The 23,306-nt window shown below is 64.8% G+C and carries 22 protein-coding genes; 14 read left to right on the forward strand and 8 right to left on the reverse strand.

Features of this window, described 5'->3' with window-relative positions; genetic code table 11:
* Positions 1-138: 138 nt before the first annotated feature.
* Positions 139-1,152, forward strand: coding sequence for a helix-turn-helix domain-containing protein (locus B015_RS0124720; RefSeq protein ID WP_018430440.1), 1,014 nt, complete (start codon positions 139-141; stop codon positions 1,150-1,152).
* 455 nt (positions 1,153-1,607) lie between these two features.
* The gene (locus B015_RS0124725) at positions 1,608-2,399 is read left to right on the forward strand and encodes a DUF2189 domain-containing protein (RefSeq protein ID WP_018430441.1); all 792 of its coding nucleotides are present in this window, start codon (positions 1,608-1,610) and stop codon (positions 2,397-2,399) included.
* 56 nt (positions 2,400-2,455) lie between these two features.
* On the opposite strand, the gene B015_RS0124730 is transcribed toward B015_RS0124725, so the two are convergent.
* Together B015_RS0124730 and B015_RS0124735 are read right to left on the reverse strand one after the other, a co-directional pair.
* The gene (locus tag B015_RS0124730) at positions 2,456-3,718 is read right to left on the reverse strand and encodes a serine hydrolase (protein ID WP_026227691.1); all 1,263 of its coding nucleotides are present in this window, start codon (positions 3,716-3,718) and stop codon (positions 2,456-2,458) included.
* A 70-nt stretch (positions 3,719-3,788) separates the two neighbouring features.
* Positions 3,789-5,138 carry an alginate export family protein gene (locus B015_RS0124735; RefSeq protein ID WP_026227692.1) on the reverse strand — a complete coding sequence of 450 codons (1,350 nt, stop codon included), beginning with the start codon at positions 5,136-5,138 and terminating at the stop codon, positions 3,789-3,791.
* Between the two features lie 416 nt (positions 5,139-5,554).
* Here B015_RS0124735 and B015_RS0124740 point away from each other — a divergent pair, with 416 nt between their 5' ends.
* The 3 genes from B015_RS0124740 to B015_RS0124750 all read left to right on the forward strand — a co-directional run bounded on the left by B015_RS0124740 (position 5,555) and on the right by B015_RS0124750 (position 7,963).
* Positions 5,555-6,994, forward strand: coding sequence for an FAD-binding oxidoreductase (locus tag B015_RS0124740; protein WP_018430444.1), 1,440 nt, complete (start codon positions 5,555-5,557; stop codon positions 6,992-6,994).
* Positions 6,995-7,106: 112 nt separating this feature from the next.
* Complete coding sequence (locus B015_RS0124745) at positions 7,107-7,448, forward strand: metalloregulator ArsR/SmtB family transcription factor (RefSeq protein WP_018430445.1); 342 nt, start codon at positions 7,107-7,109, stop codon at positions 7,446-7,448.
* Between the two features lie 26 nt (positions 7,449-7,474).
* Positions 7,475-7,963, forward strand: a complete 489-nt coding sequence (locus B015_RS0124750; protein ID WP_018430446.1) for an SRPBCC family protein — start codon at positions 7,475-7,477, stop codon at positions 7,961-7,963.
* Between the two features lie 76 nt (positions 7,964-8,039).
* Here the strand turns inward: B015_RS0124750 and B015_RS31555 are convergent, their stop codons facing one another.
* Entirely contained in the window at positions 8,040-8,372 is a 333-nt protein-coding gene (locus B015_RS31555; RefSeq protein ID WP_018430447.1) for a hypothetical protein, read from the reverse strand.
* 102 nt (positions 8,373-8,474) lie between these two features.
* On the reverse strand, positions 8,475-9,374 hold the full coding sequence (locus B015_RS0124760; RefSeq protein WP_018430448.1) for a LysR family transcriptional regulator: 900 nt from the start codon (positions 9,372-9,374) through the stop codon (positions 8,475-8,477).
* A 153-nt stretch (positions 9,375-9,527) separates the two neighbouring features.
* Here B015_RS0124760 and B015_RS0124765 point away from each other — a divergent pair, with 153 nt between their 5' ends.
* From B015_RS0124765 to B015_RS0124775, 3 genes are all read left to right on the forward strand, one after another.
* Positions 9,528-10,730 carry an MFS transporter gene (locus tag B015_RS0124765; protein WP_018430449.1) on the forward strand — a complete coding sequence of 401 codons (1,203 nt, stop codon included), beginning with the start codon at positions 9,528-9,530 and terminating at the stop codon, positions 10,728-10,730.
* A gap of 73 nt (positions 10,731-10,803) precedes the next feature.
* The gene (locus B015_RS0124770; RefSeq protein ID WP_018430450.1) at positions 10,804-11,637 is read left to right on the forward strand and encodes an aldo/keto reductase; all 834 of its coding nucleotides are present in this window, start codon (positions 10,804-10,806) and stop codon (positions 11,635-11,637) included.
* A gap of 206 nt (positions 11,638-11,843) precedes the next feature.
* Positions 11,844-12,305 carry a glyoxalase superfamily protein gene (locus B015_RS0124775; protein ID WP_018430451.1) on the forward strand — a complete coding sequence of 154 codons (462 nt, stop codon included), beginning with the start codon at positions 11,844-11,846 and terminating at the stop codon, positions 12,303-12,305.
* 30 nt (positions 12,306-12,335) lie between these two features.
* Here B015_RS0124775 and B015_RS0124780 read toward each other — a convergent pair whose 3' ends face one another.
* Both B015_RS0124780 and B015_RS0124785 read right to left on the reverse strand, forming a co-directional pair.
* Positions 12,336-13,529, reverse strand: coding sequence for a chloride channel protein (locus B015_RS0124780; protein WP_018430452.1), 1,194 nt, complete (start codon positions 13,527-13,529; stop codon positions 12,336-12,338).
* Positions 13,530-13,537: 8 nt separating this feature from the next.
* Entirely contained in the window at positions 13,538-15,085 is a 1,548-nt protein-coding gene (locus B015_RS0124785) for a phospholipase D family protein (RefSeq protein ID WP_040456368.1), read from the reverse strand.
* Positions 15,086-15,420: 335 nt separating this feature from the next.
* On the opposite strand from B015_RS0124785, the gene leuD reads away from it, so the two are divergent.
* Positions 15,421-16,026 carry a 3-isopropylmalate dehydratase small subunit gene (leuD, locus tag B015_RS0124790; RefSeq protein ID WP_018430454.1) on the forward strand — a complete coding sequence of 202 codons (606 nt, stop codon included), beginning with the start codon at positions 15,421-15,423 and terminating at the stop codon, positions 16,024-16,026.
* A gap of 74 nt (positions 16,027-16,100) precedes the next feature.
* On the opposite strand, the gene B015_RS0124795 is transcribed toward leuD, so the two are convergent.
* Positions 16,101-16,730 carry a LysE family transporter gene (locus tag B015_RS0124795; protein WP_026227694.1) on the reverse strand — a complete coding sequence of 210 codons (630 nt, stop codon included), beginning with the start codon at positions 16,728-16,730 and terminating at the stop codon, positions 16,101-16,103.
* 244 nt (positions 16,731-16,974) lie between these two features.
* Between B015_RS0124795 and B015_RS0124800 the strand changes: the two genes are divergently transcribed.
* The 4 genes from B015_RS0124800 to leuB all read left to right on the forward strand — a co-directional run bounded on the left by B015_RS0124800 (position 16,975) and on the right by leuB (position 20,266).
* Entirely contained in the window at positions 16,975-17,805 is an 831-nt protein-coding gene (locus tag B015_RS0124800) for a hypothetical protein (protein WP_157632826.1), read from the forward strand.
* Positions 17,806-17,812: 7 nt separating this feature from the next.
* A complete protein-coding gene (locus tag B015_RS0124805) occupies positions 17,813-18,193 on the forward strand; it encodes a RidA family protein (protein WP_018430457.1) in 381 nt (126 codons plus the stop codon).
* A 16-nt stretch (positions 18,194-18,209) separates the two neighbouring features.
* Positions 18,210-19,013 carry an endonuclease/exonuclease/phosphatase family protein gene (locus B015_RS0124810; RefSeq protein WP_026227695.1) on the forward strand — a complete coding sequence of 268 codons (804 nt, stop codon included), beginning with the start codon at positions 18,210-18,212 and terminating at the stop codon, positions 19,011-19,013.
* A 149-nt stretch (positions 19,014-19,162) separates the two neighbouring features.
* Positions 19,163-20,266, forward strand: coding sequence for a 3-isopropylmalate dehydrogenase (gene leuB, locus B015_RS0124815; RefSeq protein ID WP_018430459.1), 1,104 nt, complete (start codon positions 19,163-19,165; stop codon positions 20,264-20,266).
* Between the two features lie 65 nt (positions 20,267-20,331).
* Here leuB and B015_RS0124820 read toward each other — a convergent pair whose 3' ends face one another.
* Positions 20,332-21,099, reverse strand: a complete 768-nt coding sequence (locus B015_RS0124820; RefSeq protein ID WP_026227696.1) for a DUF805 domain-containing protein — start codon at positions 21,097-21,099, stop codon at positions 20,332-20,334.
* 293 nt (positions 21,100-21,392) lie between these two features.
* On the opposite strand from B015_RS0124820, the gene B015_RS0124825 reads away from it, so the two are divergent.
* Positions 21,393-23,282, forward strand: coding sequence for an ABC transporter ATP-binding protein/permease (locus tag B015_RS0124825; RefSeq protein ID WP_026227697.1), 1,890 nt, complete (start codon positions 21,393-21,395; stop codon positions 23,280-23,282).
* Positions 23,283-23,306: the final 24 nt, after the last annotated feature.

Genomic DNA, 23,306 nt, shown 5'->3' on the forward strand with positions numbered 1-23,306 from the left:
GCGGCGGCGGCTGATTGCGTATTTGCCCATCTTGGTTTCCTTCGACCTCCCGAGGTCTGAGCGGAAGCTACGGCACACCCACCTGGGCCGTGAGAGACGATCTGGACAAAAACGAGGCATTCGTGCCATTCATGGCGCATGAGCCTGAATGCCAAGCCGCTGCGCATCGGCCTGCTTGCACTGCCCGAAACGACGCCCGCAGCCGTCTACGGACTCTATGAGGTGCTGTCGGCGGCCGGCTCGATCTGGGACCGGCTGACCGGACAGGAAACCAGGGCGCGGCGCATCGTGCCGTCGATCGTAGCACGCCGGAAAGAGACCTTCACCTGCGCCATCGGCACGCCGATATCGCCAGAGGCGTCGCTGGCCGAGGCTGCCGATTGCGACGTCGTCATCGTCACCGATCTGGCGTTGCCGCTCGACGACCGTGCCCCAGCGCGCTGGACCGAAGAGCTTGCCTGGGTGCGCGACAGGCTGGCCGCGGGCGCCACCGTCTGCTCGGTGTGCACCGGCTCGATCTTTCTCGCCGAGGCCGGCCTGCTCGACGGCAAGGACGCGGCCTCGCACTGGATCGCTGCCGACATCTTTCGCGACCGCTACCCCCTGGTGCGTTTCAGGCCGGAGCGCATCGTCTGCGACACGACAGAAGACGGCCGACTGATCACCACAGGCGGCGCCTCGTCCTGGGAGGATCTGGCGCTGCACCTGATCGGCCGCCACTGCGGCAAGGAGGAGGCGGCGCGCATCGCCAAGGTGTTTTTGCTGGGCGACCGCAGCGCCGGCCAGTTGCCCTTCGCCTCGATGGCCAAGCCGCGCCGCCACAAGGACGCCACCATCGGCAACTGCCAGGTCTGGATCGCTGACAACTATGCCTCGGCCAATCCGGTGACGCGCATGGTCGCCGAAAGCGGCCTGCCGGAGCGTACCTTCAAGCGCCGTTTCAAGGCCGCGACCGGCTACACGCCGGTCGACTATGTGCAGAGCCTGCGCATCGAGGAAGCCAAGCAGATGCTGGAGACGAGCGCCGAAGCAACCGAGGAAATCGCCGTCGCCGTAGGCTACGAGGACCCGGCCTTTTTCCGCCAGCTGTTCCGCCGCCACACCGGCATTACGCCTGCGCAATATCGCCAGCGTTATCGGGCAAGGACATAAGCCCTTGAAATCGCGAAACGCACTTCCCACATAGCGTCCATCGGCGAGCCTGCCGGGAGCGAAACGCACGTCGAGATACGATGTCTGGGTTTTGCCGCGGGCCGCTGCATTTGCCCTGATTGATGGCATGCCGACCACGGATGTACCGGCTGCATGCAAAGTCTCAGGAGCCAGAGGGAAGCGGGCATTGCCCGCTTTTTTCTTGTCCGGCGTTTGCCCTTTGGAGCGCATGAACCTCGCATTCGCTCCAACAACTTGTTTTGCCGCATTTGTGCGATGCCGGGCGGTTTCGCCCTGCCGCAAGATGCCTCGGCTGCGGCAATGTCCGTTGATCTCGATCAATGCGCCCCGCTCCCTGCCGTGCAGCTTTGGCGACGAACGATACAGTCCGCGTCTTTGTCCGCCCAAAAGGCGCTGGGCGCGATAGAATGCGGCGCCGTGCGAGGGAGGAAGCGATGGCGGACATAAGCAACAAGGCCAGCGGCAAGCGGCCGGGCGCGCTGCCCGAGGTGCGGGCGCTCACGGTGGCCGACGTCAAGCAGAGCCTGGCGGAAGGTGCCGCCGACTTTGCCCGCTGCCCCGGTGTCGGGCTCGTTATCGCGCTGGTCTTCGTCGTCATCGGCATGGCGATCACCACCTCGCTCGTGGTGCTGCACGAACCCTGGCTGATCTATCCCTTCGCCATCGGCTTCCCTCTGGTCGGCCCCTTCGCCGCCGTCGGCCTCTACGAGGTGAGCCGCAGGCTGGAGGCCGGGCAGGCACCGACACTCGGTGAGGTCTTCAAGGTGATCTGGGCCCAGCGCCGCCGCGAGGTGTCGTGGATGGCCTTCGTCATGCTGTTCGTGTTCTGGATCTGGATGTACCAGATCAGGCTGTTGATGGCGCTGATCCTCGGGCGCAGTTCCTATGCCACGCTCGACAAGTTCGCCCATCTGATCCTGACCACCAACGAGGGCTGGGTCTTCCTCGGCATCGGCCACATCGAGGGCGCGGCACTGGCGCTTGTGTTGTTCTCCATCACCGTGATCTCCATCCCGATGCTGCTCGACCGCGAGGTCGACTTCGTCACCGCCATGATCACCTCGGTACGAACAGTGCTGGCGAGCCCGCTGGTCATGCTCGGTTGGGGACTGGTGGTGACGCTCGCGGTGCTGGCCGCCTGCGTGCCCTTCTTCCTCGGACTTTTGGTCGTGTTGCCGGTGCTCGGCCACGCGACCTGGCATCTCTACCGCCGCGCAGTGGTGTAGCGAGCCCGCCCAGCCTCATCCCGTACCCACAAACAGCCGTCGCCCCGACTTCCCGTTCACTTCATCAGATGCTTGGCCACTGCTTCGTAGGCCGGCAGCGAGATCGGGTCGTTGGCGGCGTTGCCGGCTGTGGGGTGCGAGGCGAAGCGGGCAATGACGACCCGCGCCTTCGGGTCGATGTAGAGCGCCTGGCCGTGCACGCCACGCGCCATATAGGCACCATGATCGTTGTTGGTGATCCACCACATACCGCGATAGCTCCAGCCCTTGAGCAGCTGGTAGCCGGCCTTCTCGAACGCCGCCTTGTCGCCGCCGGCGCGGATGCGGGCGATCGCCGCCTCCGGCACCAGGCGCTCACCGTTGACGACGCCGTCGTCGAGCAGGACCTGGCCCAGCCGCGCCATGTCGCGCAGGCCGGCGTTGAAGCCGCCGCCGGCAAAGGGCGTGCCGGTGGAATCGACGGTGTAGTAGGCGTCCTGCTCGGCGCCCATCTTGCTCCAGATGCGCTCGGACATGAACTGGGCAACGGATTGGCCGGCGACACGCGCGACGATCCAGCCAAGCGCGTCGGTGTTGATGGTCTTGTAGCCGAAGGCCGCGCCATGTTCGCCTTCCTTGCGCACCGTCTGCAGATATTCGAAGTAGCTGCGCGGGCCGGTGTAACCCTCCGGCTTGGGCAGCGGGCTGCCGGCAGCCGAATAGACCCAGACGTCGGCATCCGGGTCGGCATAGTCCTCGCTGTAGCGCAGGCCGGTGGTCATCTCGAGAACCTGCTTGACGGTAGCATCGCCGAAGGCGCTCTTGGCGAGCTCGGGCACGACCGAAGCCACCTTGGCATTCTCGTCGAGCTTGCCCTCGGCCACCAGCATCTCGCCCATCAGGCCGGTCAGCGACTTGGTGACCGACATGGCGCCATGCTGGCCAGCCTCGTCGAGGCAACCGAAATAGCGCTCATAGACGATCTTGCCCTCATGCAGGACAACGATGCCGTCGGTGTAGTTGGCATCGAGCGACTGCGCCCAGGTCATCTCCGTACCGCCGCCCAGCGGGGTGAATTTGACCGCGTCGATGGTGGCGTCAATGTCGCGCGCAAGCGGCACCGGCGCGCCAAGGCCGCGGCTGACATTGACCGTCGGCATCAGCTGGCGAAAATTGCAGACCGACCAGCGCATCCTGGGGAAGGCAAAGTAGTCAGGATCAGTGAAGCGGATGATCTTGTCGGCCGGCGGTGGCGAACCGACCATCCAGCCCAGCTTGACGGGATCGGAGTCCGCGGCTGACAGCACTTTTGGCTCCTGTGCCCAAGAGATCGATGGCATTGCCACGGCGATCGTTGCCGCGAGGAATGCATTGCCCGCGAACTTGCACCGTCTTGCACCCGTTGCGGCCTCAGAAATTGACGACGACATTGACGAAGCCTCCTGTCCAGACGGGCGCATCGAAACTGACGACGGAGTCGGCTCCGGGACCGGGGATTGAGACACTGAACCCGGCGGTCAGATATGTGTTGGGGTTCAGCACGCGGTTGTATTCGATGAAAAAGTCGTCCGAGAGGTGCTTGGCCGATACGCCCGCGACCGGATTGGGCACGCCGTTGATGACCTCGAGATGCGTGCCCTGGCCGAACTGGATCGGGCTGCGCAGTTCGTTGGCGCTGATATAGGCGTAGCGGAATGTCAGCGTGTCGCGCTCGGTCGGCTGAACGCGCAGACTGAGCTGATGGGCGTTGACGTTGGAATTGATGAACACCATCGACGACTTCGAGCCTGTCGACCACGAACTCGGGCTGCCCTCGTAATAGAGCGGGTCGAAGCGCTCCAGCCGCGATGTCGACGGATCGTCGCCGGAGAATGTCTGGTAGGAATAGGCAATGGTCGGCGACCACGAATATTCGGCAAAGGTGTAGCCGACCTGGACGCGGCCGCCCCAGGCCCGCATGTCGATGCGCTCGTTCCACTGATAGGCGAAGTCGCCGGCGACGAAGACGTTTTCGAAGCTGCCGCCGAACGGAATGGCGCGGCCGTACAGATTGACGAAGTTCAGCCCTTCGCGGCCGTTCTCGACCAGCGTCGGCGCCCCGATGCCGCCAGGCGCCGCCTGCGGGTAAGGCTGGTCGGAGCGCAGCACATGACCGAAGGTCATGCCGGCAAACGTGTCATCCTCGCCGTCGTAGCGGAAGTCGCCGCCCACGATCCTGGTGTGGGTGTCGCTTTCGGTCTGTTCGTTGGCATCGAGATAAAAGGCCGTGCCGGTGAAATTGTCGAAGCCAAAACGGCCGATCGACGCCATTTCCCAGGCCTTGCGCGGACCGAGCTTGAGCGCGCCGCGATCGAAGCCGCTCGACCCGCCATTGGCGAGCAGCATGCCGGTGCCCGCCTTGAAGGTGCGCGGACCGACCGAGACATCGAAGAACGGGTCGCTCTTGTCGCCGCTGCGTAGGCCGAGATAGCCTTCTTCCAGCGTGATGCGGCCGGTGTTGCCGGTTGCGTAGGCATCGATGCCGAGCGTGCCGGAGGCGACGGCCGAGACCTTGCCGTAGGCAACGGGTCCGCCAACATCCTGGGTGAAACTGAGGCCGGGCAGGATGTAGCCCTCGAGCCAACTGGCGTTGGAATTGAACCCGGACGACGGCGCGAATGTGTCGGCATAGTTCCAGAACACATTGTGCTCGGCCACCGCGTTCAGGCCGGCCTGAAGATGCATCCGTATGGCCAGCCCGTCCTGGTCGTAGAGAAGCATGCGGTCATCGGCGGCAAGGACCCGGTCGGAGGCAAACACGCCCGCAAGGGCCAGAGCCGATAGTCCGGCCCAGCTGGCGAGTCGCCATCGGCCTTCGCCAGACACCTCGATGTTCGAACAGCTTTGAGGTGGGCCTGGATGGATGCTACCGGCCCTGAAACCTGCCAATGTCTGGCCTCCGCCAATGCCTGGCTTCCGATTGTCCGCCGCGCTTCGAAGCAACTAACCGAATTTCCAAGACACTATGGCGGCAGGGGTGAGCTACGGCAAGTCGCGCAGCCGATCCGAGGTATCCGGCAGCGCCCCATCACATTCTGCAACAAGCCTCCGCCCGCCTTGCTACCGCCCGATCAAAGGTGCAGAATTGCCGGCTTCGGCGGACGAGGAGGCCTTTTCTCTGATCGGAGGAAAGCTCCATGAACGACCTGAACCTCACGACCCTTGACGGAGGGCTGGCGACGGTGAGCGCGCCTGTCCTCGATGCATTTGCCGCGAGCCTGCGCGGCCAGCTGCTCAATGCCGGTGACGCCGGCTATGACGAGGCACGCAGCGTCTGGAATGCGATGATCGACCGCCGGCCCGGTCTCATCGTGCGCTGTGCAGGTGCTGCCGACGTCATCGCCGCTGTCAACTTCGCACGCGAAAACCACCTGCTGACGGCCGTGCGCGGCGGCGGGCACAATATCGCCGGAAGTGCCGTATGCGACGGCGGCCTGATGATCGACTTGAGCACCATGGAGTCGGTGCGTGTCGACCGCGTGGCCCGGCGCGTCTGGGTCGAGCCGGGTGCAACCCTCGCCGACCTCGACAAGGAGACGCAGGCATTCGGGATGGCGGTGCCGACAGGCATCAACTCGACGACCGGTGTCGCCGGGCTGACGCTCGGCGGTGGCTTCGGCTGGACCACCCGCAAGCTCGGCCTGACCATCGATAATCTGCTGTCGGCCGACGTTGTGACGGCGGATGGCGAACTGGTGCGGGCAAGCACCGCCGAGCATCCCGACCTGTTCTGGGCGCTGCGCGGCGGCGGCGGCAATTTCGGCGTGGTCACCGCCTTCGAGTTCAAGCTGCATAAGCTTGGTCCGCAGGTTTTCGCCGGCCTGGTGGTGCATCCATTCGACGACGCCAAGGACGTGCTGAAGGCCTATCGTGCGGCCCTCGAAGACGCGCCCGACGAACTGACCTGCTGGGCCGTCATGCGCCAAGCCCCGCCCTTGCCGTTCCTGCCCGCGCAGTGGCACTGGAAGGAGGTGCTGGTGCTGGCAATGTGCTGGAGCGGCGACATGGCTGCGGGCGAAAAGGCGACGGCGGCCCTGCGGGCCATCGGCAAGCCGATCGTCGACGTGGTCGGGCCGAACCCGTTCACCGGCTGGCAGACGGCATTCGACCCGCTGCTCCAGCCCGGCGCGCGCAACTACTGGAAGAGCCACGACTTCATCGAACTGGCCGACAAGACGATCGACATTCTCGACGGCGCGATCAGGACGTTGCCTGGGCCCGAATGCGAGATCTTCGTCGGCCATGTCGGCGGCGCGGCCGAACGGGTAGCCACCGATGCCACGGCTTTCCCGCAGCGCAGCTCGCATTTCGTCATGAACGTGCATGCGCGCTGGCGCGAAGCCTCGATGGACGACGCCTGCATCGGCTGGGCCCGCGGCATCTATGACGCGACGCGGCCGCTGGCGGTGGGTACTGCCTACATCAACTTCATGCCCGCCGACGAGGCCGACCGCGTGGAGGCGGCCTATGGCGGCAACTATGCGCGGCTGATGGAGGTGAAGCGCAAATACGACCCCGACAACCTGTTCCGCATGAACCAGAACCTCAGGACAAAGTCGAAGCGCAAGGCCGCGTAGAACGCGCAAGGCATATCCGCGACAGAAGCTGCTGCGACGAGACATCGGAAGCAGACTTGACAAACGTGCGCCCATAAATAACCATAAGGTTATCAAATATACGGGTTATGCAATGACGCCTTCCGAACGCCTCGACGCCACCTTCACCGCCCTTGCCGATCCGACCCGGCGGGCGATCCTCGCACGGCTGATCCAGGGCGAAGCCTCTGTGATGGAGCTGGCCGAGCCCTTCGCCATGAGCCAGCCGGCAATCTCCAAGCACCTCAAGATGCTGGAGCGCGCCGGTCTGATCTCGCGCGGCCGTGACGCCCAGCGCCGACCCTGCCGCATCGAGGGCGAGGCGATGGCCGAGGCCGTGGGTTGGCTGGAGGAGTACCGCAAGGTCTGGGAAGGCAACTACAGGCGGCTCGACGGCCTGCTGGCCGAACTGCAGGCTAATAAGGGCAAAGCCTGACCCGAAACCGACACGAGGAGAGGATCATGACGCACAAACTGGAAGTGACGACGCCGAGCCCGCGCGAGATCGCCATGACGCGCGTCTTCGACGCGCCGCGCGACCTGGTTTTCGACTGCTGGACGATCCCGGCGCTTTTGAAGCGCTGGCTGACCGGGCCTGACGGCTGGAGCTTCAAGGTCTGCAACGTCGACCTGCGCGTCGGCGGCCAATATCGTTTCGTCTGGCAACATGTCGACCGCGGCGACATGGGCATGACCGGCACCTATCGTGAAATCGTCAGGCCCGAGAAGCTCGCCAGTACCGAGATCTTCGACATGGACTGGACCGAGGGCGAGGCGCATGTGACGCTGATGCTGACCGAAAAGGACGGCCGCACCACCTCGATGACGACCATTCTCTACAGTTCGGAAAAGGCCCGCGACGGCGCAATCCAGGTCGGCATGGCCGATGGCGTGGCGGCCGGCTATGACAGACTGGACAATTTGCTAGCGGAAGGGGTTTCAGCCGGATAATGCGCCGTGCGTTCGAATGGACGCTCTGGCTTGTCGAATCCGCAAATAGTGGTGGCAGGGCCGATGCGCCGGCGGATCAGGGACAGGCCGGCTGGCCGGCATAGGCGTTGCCGAACACCTGCGGCTGGCAGGGTTGGCGCAGCCTCGGCACCTTGAGGCGCAGCGGCGTCTGCTGCTGGATCGCCTGGCGGTCCTGGTCTCGGAACTGCTGCTGCTGGAGCTGGAAGTTGAGCCTGTCCTGCCTGTTTTGCAGGATCTGCAGGTCGTCGAGCTGGCCGTTGCGCAGGGCCTCAATGCGGGCCGCCGGCGTCAGCACCTGATTGGGCGGCGTCAGGATGTCGATCGCATGCGCAGGGGCCGCCGCGAGCATCAGCCCGGCCGCAACCACCACCGCCATTGTTTCCTTCATCCCGCGCACGGCAAGAAATCCCGTTGGACAGGGCCTCTTTGGCCCTTCCCCAAAGATAGTGCATCGCCACAGCGATGCAATACGGCATAGCCTGAGCCCGCCTCAGGACCGCGCCTTGTCGGCCAGGAAATCGATGAAGGCGCGGATGCGCGCGGCGAGATGGCCATGGCCGGCGAAGACGGCGTGGATGGTCTCGATGTCCCGAGGATTGAAGCGCTCCAGCACCGGCACAAGCCTTCCCTCCGTTATATCGCGCTCGACCTGGAAGCGGCCGGAACGGATGAGGCCGAGGCCGTCGAGGCAGAGCCGGCGCAGGGTCGGGCCATTGTTGCCAAGCATGTTGCCGCCGATGCGCTGGGCGAAATTCTCACCGGTTTCGGGGTCGCGGAAAATCCACTCGTCGCGATTGGCGAGGAAGTTGAAGCGCAGGCAGTTATGCGCGGCGAGATCGGCCGGCACCTGCGGTGTGCCATGGCGTTCGAGATAGGCGGGCGAGGCGACGACGACACGGCGGATTTCAAGGATCTTGCGTGCCACCAGCGAGGAATCGCGCAGCTTGCCCGAGCGGATCGCGACATCGGCCCGCTCCTGGTAGAGGTCGATGACGCTGTCGGTCAGCGACAGGTCGAGCTCGATGCCGGGATAGAGCGCCAGGAACTCGGCCATGTGCGGCACGATGTGGCTGGCACCGAAGGCAACCGAGGCGCTGACCCGGAGGGGGCCGCGCGGCACAGCCGAGCCACCTGACGTCACCACCCGTTCCGCTTCCTCGATCTCGCCGAGGATGCGGCCGGCGCGTTCGAGATAGACTTCGCCCTCGGGCGTCAGCTGCAAGGCCCGCGTCGAGCGCACCAAGAGCCGCGCGCCCAGCCTGTCCTCGATGCGGGTGATGAGCTTGCTGACTGCCGAAGGCGACAGACCGAGCTGCCGGCCGGCGGCCGAAAAGCTGCCGAGCCCGACGGCCCGCACGAACACTTCCATCTCGCCGGCGCGATTGTCCATGACAGCCTCTTGTGAATTTGTTTCACAGGTATTCGTCCATCATACCGGATTATTGCGCAAGTGGGCGGGCACCATATTGCCGCCATCGTCAACCCGGCGGCCACGCGCCGCCTTAGTCTGGCCGCTCGCAAAAGGGGCGGAAACGGTGCTCCAATGCCTCTTGCCATCCTGGCGCTCACGATTGCGGCCTACGCGATCGGAACCACCGAATTCGTCATCGTCGGGCTTCTGCCGACGGTGGCTCAAGACCTCGGCATCACCTTGCCGCTCGCCGGCCTGATCGTCAGCGTCTATGCGCTGGGCGTCACCTTCGGCGCGCCCATCCTGACAGCGCTGACCGGCAGGATCGAGCGCAAGCCGCTGCTGCTCGGCCTGATGGCGCTGTTCGTCATCGGCAATGCTGCCGCCGCACTCAGCCCGAGCTACGGGACGTTGCTGGCGGCGCGCGTGCTTTCGGCCTTCGCCCATGGCGTGTTCTTCTCGGTCGGCGCCACCATCGCCGCTGACCTCGTGCCGGAAAACCGCCGCGCCTCGGCGATTGCCATGATGTTCATGGGCCTGACGGTGGCGATCGTGACCGGAGTCCCGCTCGGCACCTTCATCGGCCAGACTTTCGGCTGGCGCGCCACCTTCTGGGGCGTATCTGCCCTTGGCGTCATCGCCTTTATCGCCATCGCAGCTCTCCTGCCCTCGACGCTGAAGAAGGCTGCCCCATCGGGCCTGCTCGACCAGGTCAGGGTGCTCGGCTCGGGCCGGCTGCTTCTGGTCTTCGCCATGACGGCGTTGGGCTATGGCGGCACTTTCGTCGCCTTCACCTACCTCGCCTCGATCCTCGAGACCATCACCCGCTTTTCGGCCTCGAGTGTCAGTCTGTTGCTTGTCCTCTATGGCCTGGCGATAGCGGCCGGCAACATCGCCGGCGGCCGCATCGCCGACCGCAACCCGGTGAAGGCGCTGACGGTGCTGTTTGCGCTGCAGGCGGCGGTGCTTGTCGCCTTCACCTTCACCGCAGTCTCGCCAATCTGGACCATCGTCACACTCGTCGGTCTCGGATTCCTGTCCTTCGCCAACGTGCCGGGCCTGCAGATTTATGTCGTGCAGCTTGCCAAGGAGCATCGCCCCGCCGCCGTCGACGTCGCCTCGGCCCTCAACATCGCTGCCTTCAATCTCGGCATCGCACTCGGCGCCTGGATCGGCGGCCTGGTGGTGGCCTCGCCGCTCGGCCTCGGCGCCACGCCCTGGGTCGGCGCCGTACTGGTAGCGGCGGCGCTGGTGCTGACCGTCTGGAGCGGCTTGCTCGACCGGCGCCAAGAACCGGCATCAAGAACCGTTGTGCCAGCCGGCCTAGGCGGTTGATCGCCCGGAAGCCGGACCTAACTTAGGAGGGGCCTACCTTCCCAGGCCCCTCCTCCCAACCAAGGAGAACACCATGAAATTCGTGACCGCCAATGGCGCGACGATCCCCGCTCTCGGCTTCGGAACCTTCCGCATGCCCGGCAAGGAAGTGCTCGAGGTCGTGCCTGAAGCCATCAGGCTCGGCTTCCGCCACATCGACACCGCCCAGATCTACGGCAACGAGGCCGAGGTCGGCCAGGCGATCCGGAAGTCGGGCACGGCGCGCGGCGACATCTTCCTGACCACCAAGGTGTGGGTCGACAAGTTTCGCCATGCCGACTTCCTGAAGTCGGTCGACGAAAGCCTGAAGAAGCTTGCAACCGACCATGTCGACCTTCTCCTGCTGCATTGGCCAAACGAGGTGGTACCGCTGGCCGAGCAGATCGGCGCGCTGAACGAGGTCCGGCAGGCCGGCAAGGTGCGCCACATCGGCGTCAGCAACTACAATTCCGCGCTGATGGCTGAAGCCGTGGAGCTGAGCGCCGCCCCCATCGTCACCAACCAGGTCGAGTACCACCCCTATCTCGACCAGGCCAAGGTGCTGGAAACGGCGCGACGGCTCGGCATGTCGGTGACGGCCTACTACGCCATGGCCGACGGCAAGGTTCTTTCCGATCCGCTGCTCAAGGATATCGGTGCCCGCCACAACAAGACGCCGGCGCAGGTGGTGCTGCGTTGGCTGGTGCAGCAGGACGGCGTCATCACGCTGTCGAAGACCTCGACGCTGAAGCGGCTGCCGGAGAACTTCGCCATCTTCGATTTCGAGCTGTCGCCGATCCAGATGAAGGCGATCCATGCGCTTGCCACTGCAAGCGGCCGCATCGTCAGCCCGGCGGGCCTGGCGCCCGCATGGGATCAGGCGGCCTGAGGGCCAAGCCGGCGCGGCAGTTGACGTGGCGTCGGCTTCTTCCTATCTGAGGGCGGTCAAGGGCGGGAAGCCCCTGCTGCCCGCAGCCGCAAGGCACGGTGAAGCTTCCCTCGAAACCTTCGTTTCCCTGTCGATGCGACGGCCGAAGCGGCAATGCGGGCTCCCGACTTTTAACACGCCGTTCGCCAATCGCGAAGGAGCGAAACATGACCAACGGTCAGACCCCGACCGACTACAAGACCAATGCCCGCCGGCTGCGCGACGCGCTCGCCGCCGAGGGTTTTGACATCAGCCACGCCAAAGCTCTCGAACTGGTAGCCAAGCAGAACGGCGCTCGCGACTGGAACACGCTTTCGGCCCGCTCGACAGCGATCTCCGAGGCGACCGGGACCGACGAGCTCAAGGCCGGCGCACCCTTTGCCGTCGGCGAGAACGTCGCCGGCACCTTCAATGGCAATCCGGCCAAGGGCCGCGTCATCGGGCTTGAGGAAACCATCAAGCCGGACCTCTGGCGCGTCACCGTGGCCTTCAACCCGCCGGTGAATGTGTCGACTTCGACACTGTTTTCGTCGGAGCGCCGGCGCATCCAGATGGTGGTGGGCGCCGATGGCCGCTCGCGCCGCCTGACCGGCACCGAGACCGGCGTGATGACGCTCGCACGCGCCTGACCGGACACACAAGGGCCGCCTACGGCGGCCTTAATGCGCCGGCTTCGGCGCAATCATGCTGCCGGCATAACCGCACAGGGCGCCGACGCAGATCGGCCCGAACAGCGAACCGTCGACCACAAACAGCATGATCAATATTGCAGCGATCGGCCGGCCCAGCCCGGCCGTGGCGGCCCCGCTCATGCCGGCCGCGATAGCGACTGCCGGGTGGATACCGGGCGCAACCGCAAGCACCGAAGCTCCCGCCGCTGCACCCGAAAAGATCAACGGAAAGATCGCCCCGCCAAGCCATCCCGTCGACAGGCAGAGCACGGCCGCCAGCACCTTGAGCAGGCCGAGCAGTAAAAGGGTGGCCATGCCGGCGGCTGCCGCCCATTCGAGCATGGCGCCGATCTCGTGATGACCGGAAAAACGCAGGATCGGCAGAACGGCGGCGACAAGACCGAAGGCAACACCGCCCAGGACCGGTTGCCAGAAGGCCTGCGGGACCAGGCGCTGGACCAGCCTTTTGGCGGCCGGCAGTGCAAACAGAAAGGCCACGCCAACCGCCGCCCCGAGCAGGGCCGGCACGACCGATAGCAACAGGTCGCTGCCGTCTCCCGGCGCGGCATAGGCCGGCAGCGTGATGCGGTGGAGGCCGCCTGAAAGCAGCAGCCGCGCGGCGACCAGAAAGCCCAGCAATCCGCACAGGCCGGCAAACAGCAACAATGCGCGCGGCGCCTCTGATGTCTCGTCGGCATAGGCGGCGCCGCCAAGCGGCGAGCCGTAGAAGCCCGAGAGCGCGCCAGCGGCACCGGCCTCGCCGATGATGCGCGCTTCGGCATGACTGCGGCCGAGAAAGACGGCGATCGCGGCCGTGAGTTCGGCCACCACGGCCAAGAGTCCGGCCTCCGGGCCGACGGCGCCACCGAAAGCCACCGCGATCACCGCGGCGAACCCGACGAGAAGCGCCTTGCGGCGGTGGATGTGGATGGGATCGCGCAGCGCAGCGATCTGTTCGTCGACACTGTCTGTCGCGCCGAGATGCCTGGTGACGCCGATGAGCACGCCGCCTGCTATCGCCACCGCAAGAATGTACCAGCTGGACTCGCCGACCGACCACACCAGTGCGCTGGCACGTTGCATCAGCCACAGCATGACGCCTGCGGCGACACCGGCCAGCAAGCCGACCCCGCCGGCAAGAAGCCCGAGCCTGACGATCTGCGTCTTCGACAGCGACGTCATCCTGCCTCCTAGAGCATCCATTCGATGGGCAGCCAGCCGAGCACGACGACGAGTGCGCGCTTGACCACCCCGCTGTGCGGATCGGACGAGAAGCTTTGCGGCGCCTCGCCGGGGCGGCTCGCCGTCCACGACAGCTTTCCCTCCGGCGTCAGCGACACTGTGTAGGCGTCCTCGGGGATCCGGTTGTCGAACGCGCCCGATATCGTCTGCGCCATGGCAGGGCTATCGATGAGGAAGCCCATCTCGCAGTTGAGCAGCGCCGAGCGGGGATCGAAGTTGAACGAGCCGATGAAGATCCTGTCGTCGTCGACCGAGAAGGTCTTGGCGTGCAGGCTGGCACCGGACGAGCCAATGACGTTGAGTTCGGCATCGCCGTCGGGCGCGCCCTCGACGGGCCTCAGCTCATAGAGCTTCACGCCGCCCTCGAGCAGACCGCGCCGGTACTTGGCGTAGCCGGCATGCACCATCGCGACGTCTGTCGTCTCCAGCGCGTTGGTGAGGATGCGCACCTGGGCGCCGGCTCTGGCGAGGCCATCGAAGTAGTCCGTGCCAGCCTTGCCCGGGACGAAGTAGGCCGACACCAGGTCGAGGCCTTTGCTGACCGGGCCTATCACCTTGGCCAGCTGGGCAATCATCAGCTGGTCTTTGGTCGCCTTGCCCTCGCCCTTCGACGGATCGTCGACGACCAGCTTGACGTCGACCCATTCGAGCCCGAGCGCGCCGCTGCGCAGCCGCTTGTAGATGGGTGCGTCGGGGGTGATGAATTCGGCCGCCTCGGGCCGTGCCGCAGCTTCGTCGGTCTCGGCCAGGAAGGTCTCCAGATTGGCCGCGGACATGTCGAGGATGCTTTCGGCGGCAAACACCGAGGCGCTGTTCCAGTAGCGGTCAAAGGCGGCGGACGTGTCCTGCACGACCGGGCCCGTGCCGAGCACGTCGAGGTCGAAATAATAGGACTCGTCGCCCACCTTGAAATATTCGTTGCCGACATTGCGCCCGCCGACGATGGCCGCCACGCCATCGACGATGAACGACTTGTTGTGCATGCGCCGGTTCATACGGAAGAAGTCGAAGGTGTAGCCGAGCATTTTGGGCCGGCGTACCGTCGACGGATTGAACAGCCGGACCTCAAAATTTGGCTGCGCGGCCAAGGTCGCCATCGTCCGGTCGAGACCGGGAACGCCATTGTCGTCGAGCAGCAGGCGCACTCGCACACCACGTTTCGACGCCTCGTAGAGCGCCCGCAGCAGGAGGCGGCCGGAAGTGTCGTCGTGCCAGATGTAATATTGCGCGTCGATCGAGTGCGTCGCGACCGCAGACATAACCAGCCGGCTGGCGATGGCATCGTGACCGCCGGCAATCGGCACCACGCCGCTCTTGCCCGGATTGGCGCTGCTGCCCTCGCCGGCCATCCGGCCCAGCACCCCGTCGGTGACGGCAGGCAGCGCGGCTTCAGCAGGGCGGCCTTCGATGGAGGGCAACGGAAAGAGCAGGCGGGCGACGACAATGGCGACGGCTGCAGCCAGAAGCAGGGCAAGGACTGCCTTGATCACTCTCATTCGGCCGTCCTCGCACCGGGTTTGCGTTGCAGGCACCCCGCGCCCTGTTAAAGCGCAAGCAAGTCCCCGATGACAAGCCATGGCTGCATCGGCGACGCCCACAAGCCGAACGGGGATTCATCGCGAGACCCCGATTGTTGCCTGGCGCGAACCTGATTTCGGCCGGTGCTTACGTCGCTTCGGAACGGGGCCTTGAGGGGGCGTCCGTGCCCAGCGAGCCATCGCTCGATGCCGCAGCCGGGCTTCCCCAGCGTCGAAACGCTTTGATTCCCGGCCAAGCTTGTGTAAAGCGAGGCAAGCAAAAATCCCCCGCAACAGCCAGACGGGCAAAAGCCATGGAAAAATTCACCAAGCTCACGGGCGTCGCCGCCCCCCTGCCGATCGTCAATGTCGACACCGACATGATCATCCCCAAGGATTATCTCAAGACGATCAAGCGCACGGGCCTTGGTACCGGGCTTTTCGCCGAGATGCGCTACAATGAGGACGGTTCGGAGAACGCCGAATTCGTGCTTAACAAGCCGGCCTACCGCAAGGCCGAGATTCTCGTCGCCGGCGACAATTTCGGCTGCGGCTCGAGCCGCGAGCATGCGCCATGGGCGCTGCTCGACTTCGGCATCCGTTGCGTGATCTCGACGTCGTTCGCCGACATCTTCTACAACAACTGCTTCAAGAACGGCATCCTGCCGATCACCGTCAGCCAGGAAGATCTGGACAAGCTGATGGACGATGCCGAGCGCGGCGCCAACGCCACCATCTCGGTCGATCTCGAAGCCAAGGAAATCCGCGGCCCCGACGGCGGCGTGGTCAAGTTCGACCTCGACGATTTCCGTCGTCACTGCCTGCTCAACGGCCTCGACGATATCGGCCTGACTATGGAAAAGGCCGGCTCGATCGACACCTATGAAAAGAAAGTCGGCGATAGCCGTCCCTGGGCCTGATCGCCCCCCCCACTTCATAGCTGAGAAGACCAAAGCCCCGTTCCATCGAACGGGGCTTTTTCCTTGGATGCGGTTCACCAGAGCGTACGCAGGGAGGACAAGGTGGTGACCACAAGTGCAGCTGCGAAGGCGAGATTGACGATACGTGATAGCAATGGCCGCCGCAGCAGGCCTGCAAAGGCTGTGCCGGCGCCGAACCAGGCAAAGTGGATGACTACGATCAGCGCCAGCAGAATCGCCGTCTTCACCGACGTCTCAATCAGCTCCGGCCGCAATCCGAGCTGGGTTCCGGCAAAGACCGCGCCGATGACGACATAGGCCTTCGGATTGGCAAGCGCGAGCAGCAGGCCGCCGGTGAAGCCAGGGGCCAACGCCTGGGCCGGCGTCTCGGCAAGCGGCGGCGCCGTCGCGATCGCAAAGGCCAGATAGAGGATGTAGAGCGCCGACAGGCCGAGCAGCAGCGGCGCCAGCCTCGGTTGCGACAGGACTACCGACGCAAGCCCCGCGGCGACCGCGACAAGCACGACGCTGGTGCCGATGATGACCCCCGCGAGATAGGGCAACGAGCGTCGCAATCCGAACGCGCTGCCAAGCGCCGTGACGCTGATGGTCGAGGGACCGGGGCTGCCCATAACGACCAGCGCGGTGGCAATGAGTGCGAGAACGGGCTCGATGGCCGGTACTGCGAAAAGCTGCTGCTGCACGATCAACCTCCTGGCATTGCTGCTGTGCGGGCCAGCCTGGAGCCAGGAGGCATGTCTCGTCTTGAAGGTTTGTGCGAGCCGGCCGAAGGCGAGCCGCGCCGCCACCGCGCCCTGGCGTATAGCTGTCGCAGCCGCCGGCGGCTGACACTGTGCCCATGCCATGCCATTGTCGTGCCTCGGGATTCGGGGCATGCGCACGACTGCGCCTCGGCACATCGCTCACGCCCAGCCAATGGAGCGCCGCATGAAACCATCCATTCTTCTTGTAACCGTATCGATCGCGCTTTTGCCGACGCTCGCCATTGCCCAGGACAGCGAGCCGCAGACCATTGCCTTCGAAGGCGGCAACTTCACCATCAAGGAGAACGCCGAGGGCGAGAAGGTGCTTGCCTATGAAGGCAAGGAACTGGCCAAGAACTACGTCGCCTTCCACGACCGCACGGTCGATCTCAACGGCACCAAGGTGGCGATCTTTGCGATAGGCGACGGCGGCAACGCCTGCGGGCCGGAAACCGTGCTCGCCTGGAAGACCGAGGCGGGCATCCAGTCCACTGTGGTCGGCGATGGCGAATGCGGCACCCCGCCAGCTGCCGCGACCAGCGACACGCTCTATTTCGTGCCCTACCTGCTGCCAGGCACCAAGTCGCCCGTTCGCAAATGGTCGCCGGGAGACGGCCTGTCCATGGCCGGCGAGCTGGCCTTCACGCCGCAGCCTGACACGACCTGGGCCAACTTAAAGGTCGAAGACGTCCTCTACCCCGTCGACTTCTTCGACAACGCCGACATCTACAAAGCAGCGAGCGCCATGTTGGGCGACAAGCTCGAAGGCGTCGCGCTGGGCCTCTCGGTGTCGAGCGGTCCGGAAAAGACGACCTCGGGCCTGGTCTTCGCAACCGGCTGCGTGCCCCATGCCTGCGGCATCAACGATTCCTTCATCGGCATCGATGCCGGCGGCAGGAAGCTCTATTTCGCCAGGCAGGGCGATGCGTCGGAGCCGGACACCTGGCCAGCATTGGCCGAATGGCCGGCCGAATTGAAGGGCGCGATGACCAAGTCGTTGATACAGGGAGAATGAGAAAGAGATGCGCAAACTGATTTCGACCGGATCGCCCTTCGAAAAGACTGCCGGCTATTCACGCGCCGTGGTCCAGGGAGATTGGTGCTTCGTTTCCGGCACGACGGGCTACGACTACGCCACCATGACCATGCCCGACAACGTGGAGGCGCAGACGCGCAATTGCCTGGCGACCATCGCCAAGGCGCTCAAGGACGGCGGCTTCGATATGGCCGACGTGGTGCGCGCGCATTACTACATCACCGACCAGGCCTATGTGGACCTGGTGTTCCCGATCCTCGGCGAGACCTTCGGCGACATCCGGCCGGCAGCGACGATGATCGTCTGCCAGCTCAACAAGCCGGAGATGAAGATCGAGATCGAGGTGACGGCGCTGAAGCGTTTGTGACCGCAAGGGGGACTGCTTGCGCATCCTATCGTTGAACGGCTGGGGCGGCAGGCTCGGCGAGGAACTTGTCACCTATGTCGGGGACGCCGAGCCTGATGTGCTCTGCCTGCAGGAGGCGACCAGCACGCCAGCGGCAACCTCCCCGTGGCTTACCTATCGTGATGGCGGCGGCGAGCTCTTGCAGCGCGCCAACCTGTTTGCCGAGGTGGCCAGCGCACTGCCCGACCACCAGGCGTTCTTCTGCCCCGCCGCGCGCGGCCCTCTCCATGACGGCGACCGGATGCTGCAGTCGGAATGGGGACTGGCGACCTTCGTCAGGTGCTCGCTTCCAATCGTCGGACAGATGCAGGACTTTATCCACGGCGCCTTCTCGGCCGACGGCTTCGGTGAGCACCCGCGCTCGCGCAACGCCCATGCCGTCCGACTGCACGACTACGCGACCGGGCGGACAACAGTCGTCGTTCATCTCCACGGCCTGCGCGAGCTCGACGGCAAGGGCGACTCCCCTGCCCGCGACGCCCAGACGGCAAGGCTGATCGAGCTGATCGACAGGATACGTCACCACGGCGACGGGCTCGTCGTCTGCGGCGACTTCAACGTGCTGCCCGAGAGCCGGATGCTTTCGGCTTTGCGCGACATCGGGCTGACCGAACTGGTGACGTCGCGTGGCTTCACCGACACCCGGACCTCGCATTACCTGAAATCGCCGCGATATGCCGACTATATGCTGGTCAGCGGCAACGCCGATGTGCGCGGCTTTGAGGTGGTCGAGGAACCCGAGATATCCGATCACCGCGCGCTGCTGCTGGAGATTGGGTAGGTCACCTCGGAGCCGATGAAGACACAAATCGCGAAAAACAGGAGCTGGTGGAGTCATTTGGCCGCTCTGGCACGCCCTTTCCTGCTTGCACCGACGCCCTGCCAAGGCTAGCAAGTCCGCGGTTCACGCATCTTTCGGAAAGGCTTTCCATGGCGACGCGCAATCTTCTTCTCCTGCCCGGCGACGGCATCGGCCCCGAGGCCATGGCCGAGGTCCGCAAGCTGATCTCGGCGATGAACGAGAAACTCGGCAGCGGCTTCACCACCGAGGAAGGTCTCGTCGGGGGCTCGGCCTATGACGCGCACGGCCAGGCGATCTCGGATGCCGACATGGCCAAGGCGATGGCGGCTGACGCCGTGCTGTTCGGTGCAGTCGGCGGCCCGAAGTGGGACGCAGTTCCCTATGAGGTGCGCCCCGAGGCCGGCCTTTTGCGCCTGCGCAAGGACATGGAGCTGTTTGCCAACCTGCGTCCGGCGATCTGCTACCCGGCGCTGGCCGGCTCGTCGTCGCTCAAGCAGGACGTGGTCGAAGGCCTCGACATCCTGATCGTGCGCGAGCTGACCGGCGGCGTATATTTCGGCGAGCCGAAACAGATCATCGATCTCGGCAACGGCCAGAAGCGCGGCATCGACACGCAGGTCTACGACACCTTCGAGATCGAGCGCATCTCGGGCGTCGCCTTCGAACTGGCTCGCACCCGCAAGAACCGCGTGACGTCGATGGAAAAGCGCAACGTCATGAAGTCGGGCGTATTGTGGAACGAGGTGGTGACCGCCACCCACAAGGCCAGGTATGCCGATGTCAAGCTCGACCACATGCTGGCCGACGCCGGCGGCATGCAGCTGGTACGCTGGCCCAAGCAATTCGACGTCATCGTCACCGACAACCTGTTCGGCGACATGCTGTCTGATGTCGCGGCGATGCTGACCGGCTCGCTCGGCATGTTGCCTTCGGCCTCGCTGGGCGCGCCCGACGCGCTTACCGGCAAACGCAAGGCGCTCTACGAGCCAGTGCACGGCTCGGCGCCCGACATCGCCGGCCAGGGCATCGCCAACCCGATCGCCATGCTCGCGTCATTTGCCATGTGCCTGCGCTACTCGTTCAACATGGTGGCCGAGGCCGACCGCCTCGAGGCCGCGATTGCCGCTGTCCTCGACGACGGCCTGCGCACCAAAGACATCATGTCGGAAGGCAAGACCGAAGTCGGCACCACTCAGATGGGTGACGCCATCGTGGCGAAGTTCTTCGCCTGATTGCCGACTGAAGAACTGAAAACGGCGCCCTTGGGCGCCGTTTTTCTTTGTCCTTGTTGATGTCGCTACGCATCCGGGATGTAGAGCGCGGGCACGCTTACGCCCTCCGGCACCGGCCCCCACTTGTTGTCGTGCTTCTGCGACGGCAGCAAGGTGAAGACCAGAAGCACAAATCCGCCAAAGGGTACGAAGATCAGCAGATAGAACCAGCCGGACAAGCCGAGATCGTGGATCCTCCGAACGGTGACGGCAATGCTGGGCAAGACCATGGCCAGGCCGAAGGCGCTGAGCAGGAAGAGCACCATGATCGGCAGACTCTGCTCATCCTGGCCGGAGACTGCAGCGAAGATGCCGATCAAGGCGCCGAGCACCACTCCGCCCAGGATCATGAACAGCGTGAAAGCCCAATATTCCTTGCGACGTGCACGGCCGCTGAAATTGACATAGTTCGTCGTGATCGCTCGCCAAAAGTAAGACCACAGTCCAGTTGACGGTTCGCCATAGGCTGCATCGCTGTAGGCGGGTTCGTATCTCGGCGCGCGAGGCACGGCCTGCGCCGGAGCCGGCTGGCTGTCCGCCACGCCGCGGCGGCCGAACTGCGGCACCGATCGTCCGGGTTGAGGCATCGGTCCGGCACTGCGCGCAACAGGCGCATGAATGGGAAAGACGTCGCGGGCCTGTCCGCCTGACGGGGTGAACTCGACCTCCGTTCCCTTGCCGACTGCCATCGCCTGGCGCAGGTCCTCGCGCGTGAAGCCGTAGCGGTTGCCGTCGGCGCCTTCGATAAAGCCGAAGCCTTGCGCCTCGTCGTAATGTAGCATTTCCCCGCGCATGATCCCTCCGGCGGCTGATCTCTAACAACTGTGAGCAGAGTTTTTCACACCCGGCAAGTCCGGCGCGCAGCCACGCCCGGCCTGTGTTCCCACCGGCACAGATGCCGCGAAAACAACGCCGCCAATGCATCTCCCGATATAATCCGGTTTGAGAAACGGCCACTCATGTTACCCTTCGCTAAAAGGGCAATGGGGTAGGGAACGTAGTGATTCGGGTCGGCAGACCTCGCTACCTATCGATGACATGGCGACGCGGCGCCTCAAGGCCGCCTCCCCGGACGCCGGTCTCGGCGATGCGAAGCTTCTGGGGCCTGATGCGGGCCTACTGGTTCTCGGATCGCTGGAAGGAAGCCTGGGGGCTGACGCTGGTGATAGCCCTCCTGACCGCACTTTCCAGCAAGGCCAGCGTATGGATGGCCGAAGCCTCGGGCGAACTGGTCAATTCGATCGCCTTCTTCCACGATCCCGCCAACGTGACGCCGCTTGCGTCATTGCTCACCGCCGCCGGCACGCTCTTCATTCTCGTGCTGCTCAAGGATGCCGGCTTCACGGGCATCCGCCACCTCTTCTCCACGACATTGCATCGCAAATGGCGGGGCTGGCTCGATGGCCGCTTCAACGCCGCTCTGCTCGATGCCAACCACACCCATTTCCACGTCCAGCACGACGCCGGCGAGGGCCGGGCTGCGCCCGACAACATCGACCAGCGGGTCCAGGACGCCATCAAGGGCATGACCGGCGGTGCCATCGGCCTGGCGATGGGGGTGATGAGCGTCGCCACCTCGCTGTTCTTCGTCGGCCAGAAATTGTGGGAGACATCGGCGCCGGTGCGTGGGCTCGAATTCCTCGGCGACTATGGCAGCTTCGTTCTGGCGCTAGGCGCGGTCGCCGCCTACGTGCCGCTCAACACCTTCATCGCCATGAAGCTCGGCGGGCTGATGGAGCGGTTGAACGTCAGGATGCAGCAGGCCGAAGGCAGCTATCGCGGCGAGATGAACACGCTTCTGCGCCGCAGTTTCCACGTCGCCGCATCGCGTGGAGAAGGCGTGCAGCAGGCCATGCACGAGCGCCACTACCGCGACATCGACAAGACCTGGGCCCGCCTGAACACGGTCAATGCCGGCTACATGTCGTTCGAGCTGATTTACAATTTCGTCGCCGCCCGCTTCATTGCCTACGGTCCGGGGCTGATCCCCTACATGCAGGGCCAGATCAATCTCAAGGGCTACGTCACCGGCGCCGAGCTGGTGAACTCACTGATCGGGCAATGCTCCTGGTTCATCCAGGTGATGCCGGCGATCGCCACGCTGCGCGCCAACAGCGTGCGGGTGATCGACCTGGCCGAGGCAATCGAAAACGTTCAGCAGCCGCAGCAGCACTATGGCCGAACGGGCCAGGCCGAATTCCGCTTCGCCAGCCAGCACGCCGTCTTCGGACTTGCCTTGCGCAACCTGGAACTGATGCATCGCGGCAGCGACGTGCAACCCTTCCTGACGGTGACCAGCCTGCGCTTCCGGCGCGGCGAATGGAGCTTCGTGCGCGGTGAATCCGGCTGCGGCAAGACCTCGCTGGTCAAGGCGATCAACGGGCTCTGGCCGTATGGCCGCGGCGACATCGTCTTTCCCGAGAACGTTTCGGCCTTTTACGCCACTCAGGACGTGAAGCTGCCGCAAGTCACGCTCAAGCAGCTCGTCTGCTTGCCGGGCAGCGCCGAGGGCCATTCGGAGGCGAAGGTGGCGGTGGCGCTGCACAAGGCCGGCCTCGGCGACTTCATCGAGCATCTCGACAGCGAATTGCATGACGGCAGGATATGGGAACAGGTCTTCTCCGGCGGGCAGAAGCAGAAGCTCGTCGCCGCCCGCATCCTGCTGCACCAGCCGGGCCTGCTGTTCCTCGACGAGGCCACCGGCGCGCTCGACCACGAGGCCAAGATCGCCTTCCACCGCGCCATCAAGGACAATTGCCCCGGCGTGACCGTCATCAGCGTCATGCACGACCCCGTGCCGCCGCGCGCCGCCGACGGCAGCGAATTCTATGACAGCATCGTCAGCATCGCCGACGGCACAGCCACCAAACAGGCCATATCGAGCCTGCCAGCCGAGTTGACCACCCTGCTCGACCAGCCCCTGCCGGTCCGGCCCTGGCCGAAGCGCGGCCAGCGCGTCAAGCTCACCGACAGGTAGCCCTAGAGGCCTTCCGCTTTTCTT

The organism is Hoeflea sp. 108 (assembly GCF_000372965.1).
GTDB lineage: Bacteria > Pseudomonadota > Alphaproteobacteria > Rhizobiales > Rhizobiaceae > Aminobacter.

Excerpts from the sequence above, each read along its gene's own strand:
- B015_RS0124760 (WP_018430448.1), bottom strand. The coding sequence starts at position 9,374 with ATGGACAATCGCGCCGGCGAGATGGAAGTGTTCGTGCGGGCCGTCGGG.
- B015_RS0124740 (WP_018430444.1), top strand. The coding sequence starts at position 5,555 with ATGAACGACCTGAACCTCACGACCCTTGACGGAGGGCTGGCGACGGTG.
- B015_RS0124805 (WP_018430457.1), top strand. The coding sequence starts at position 17,813 with ATGCGCAAACTGATTTCGACCGGATCGCCCTTCGAAAAGACTGCCGGC.
- B015_RS0124770 (WP_018430450.1), top strand. The coding sequence starts at position 10,804 with ATGAAATTCGTGACCGCCAATGGCGCGACGATCCCCGCTCTCGGCTTC.
- B015_RS0124735 (WP_026227692.1), bottom strand. The coding sequence starts at position 5,138 with ATGCTTCTCTACGACCAGGACGGGCTGGCCATACGGATGCATCTTCAG.
- leuD (WP_018430454.1), top strand. The coding sequence starts at position 15,421 with ATGGAAAAATTCACCAAGCTCACGGGCGTCGCCGCCCCCCTGCCGATC.
- B015_RS0124720 (WP_018430440.1), top strand. The coding sequence starts at position 139 with ATGAGCCTGAATGCCAAGCCGCTGCGCATCGGCCTGCTTGCACTGCCC.
- B015_RS0124750 (WP_018430446.1), top strand. The coding sequence starts at position 7,475 with ATGACGCACAAACTGGAAGTGACGACGCCGAGCCCGCGCGAGATCGCC.
- B015_RS0124780 (WP_018430452.1), bottom strand. The coding sequence starts at position 13,529 with ATGACGTCGCTGTCGAAGACGCAGATCGTCAGGCTCGGGCTTCTTGCC.
- B015_RS0124765 (WP_018430449.1), top strand. The coding sequence starts at position 9,528 with ATGCCTCTTGCCATCCTGGCGCTCACGATTGCGGCCTACGCGATCGGA.
- B015_RS0124775 (WP_018430451.1), top strand. The coding sequence starts at position 11,844 with ATGACCAACGGTCAGACCCCGACCGACTACAAGACCAATGCCCGCCGG.
- B015_RS0124820 (WP_026227696.1), bottom strand. The coding sequence starts at position 21,099 with ATGCGCGGGGAAATGCTACATTACGACGAGGCGCAAGGCTTCGGCTTT.
- leuB (WP_018430459.1), top strand. The coding sequence starts at position 19,163 with ATGGCGACGCGCAATCTTCTTCTCCTGCCCGGCGACGGCATCGGCCCC.
- B015_RS31555 (WP_018430447.1), bottom strand. The coding sequence starts at position 8,372 with ATGAAGGAAACAATGGCGGTGGTGGTTGCGGCCGGGCTGATGCTCGCG.
- B015_RS0124725 (WP_018430441.1), top strand. The coding sequence starts at position 1,608 with ATGGCGGACATAAGCAACAAGGCCAGCGGCAAGCGGCCGGGCGCGCTG.
- B015_RS0124785 (WP_040456368.1), bottom strand. The coding sequence starts at position 15,085 with ATGAGAGTGATCAAGGCAGTCCTTGCCCTGCTTCTGGCTGCAGCCGTC.
- B015_RS0124825 (WP_026227697.1), top strand. The coding sequence starts at position 21,393 with ATGCGAAGCTTCTGGGGCCTGATGCGGGCCTACTGGTTCTCGGATCGC.
- B015_RS0124730 (WP_026227691.1), bottom strand. The coding sequence starts at position 3,718 with ATGCCATCGATCTCTTGGGCACAGGAGCCAAAAGTGCTGTCAGCCGCG.
- B015_RS0124800 (WP_157632826.1), top strand. The coding sequence starts at position 16,975 with ATGAAACCATCCATTCTTCTTGTAACCGTATCGATCGCGCTTTTGCCG.
- B015_RS0124745 (WP_018430445.1), top strand. The coding sequence starts at position 7,107 with ATGACGCCTTCCGAACGCCTCGACGCCACCTTCACCGCCCTTGCCGAT.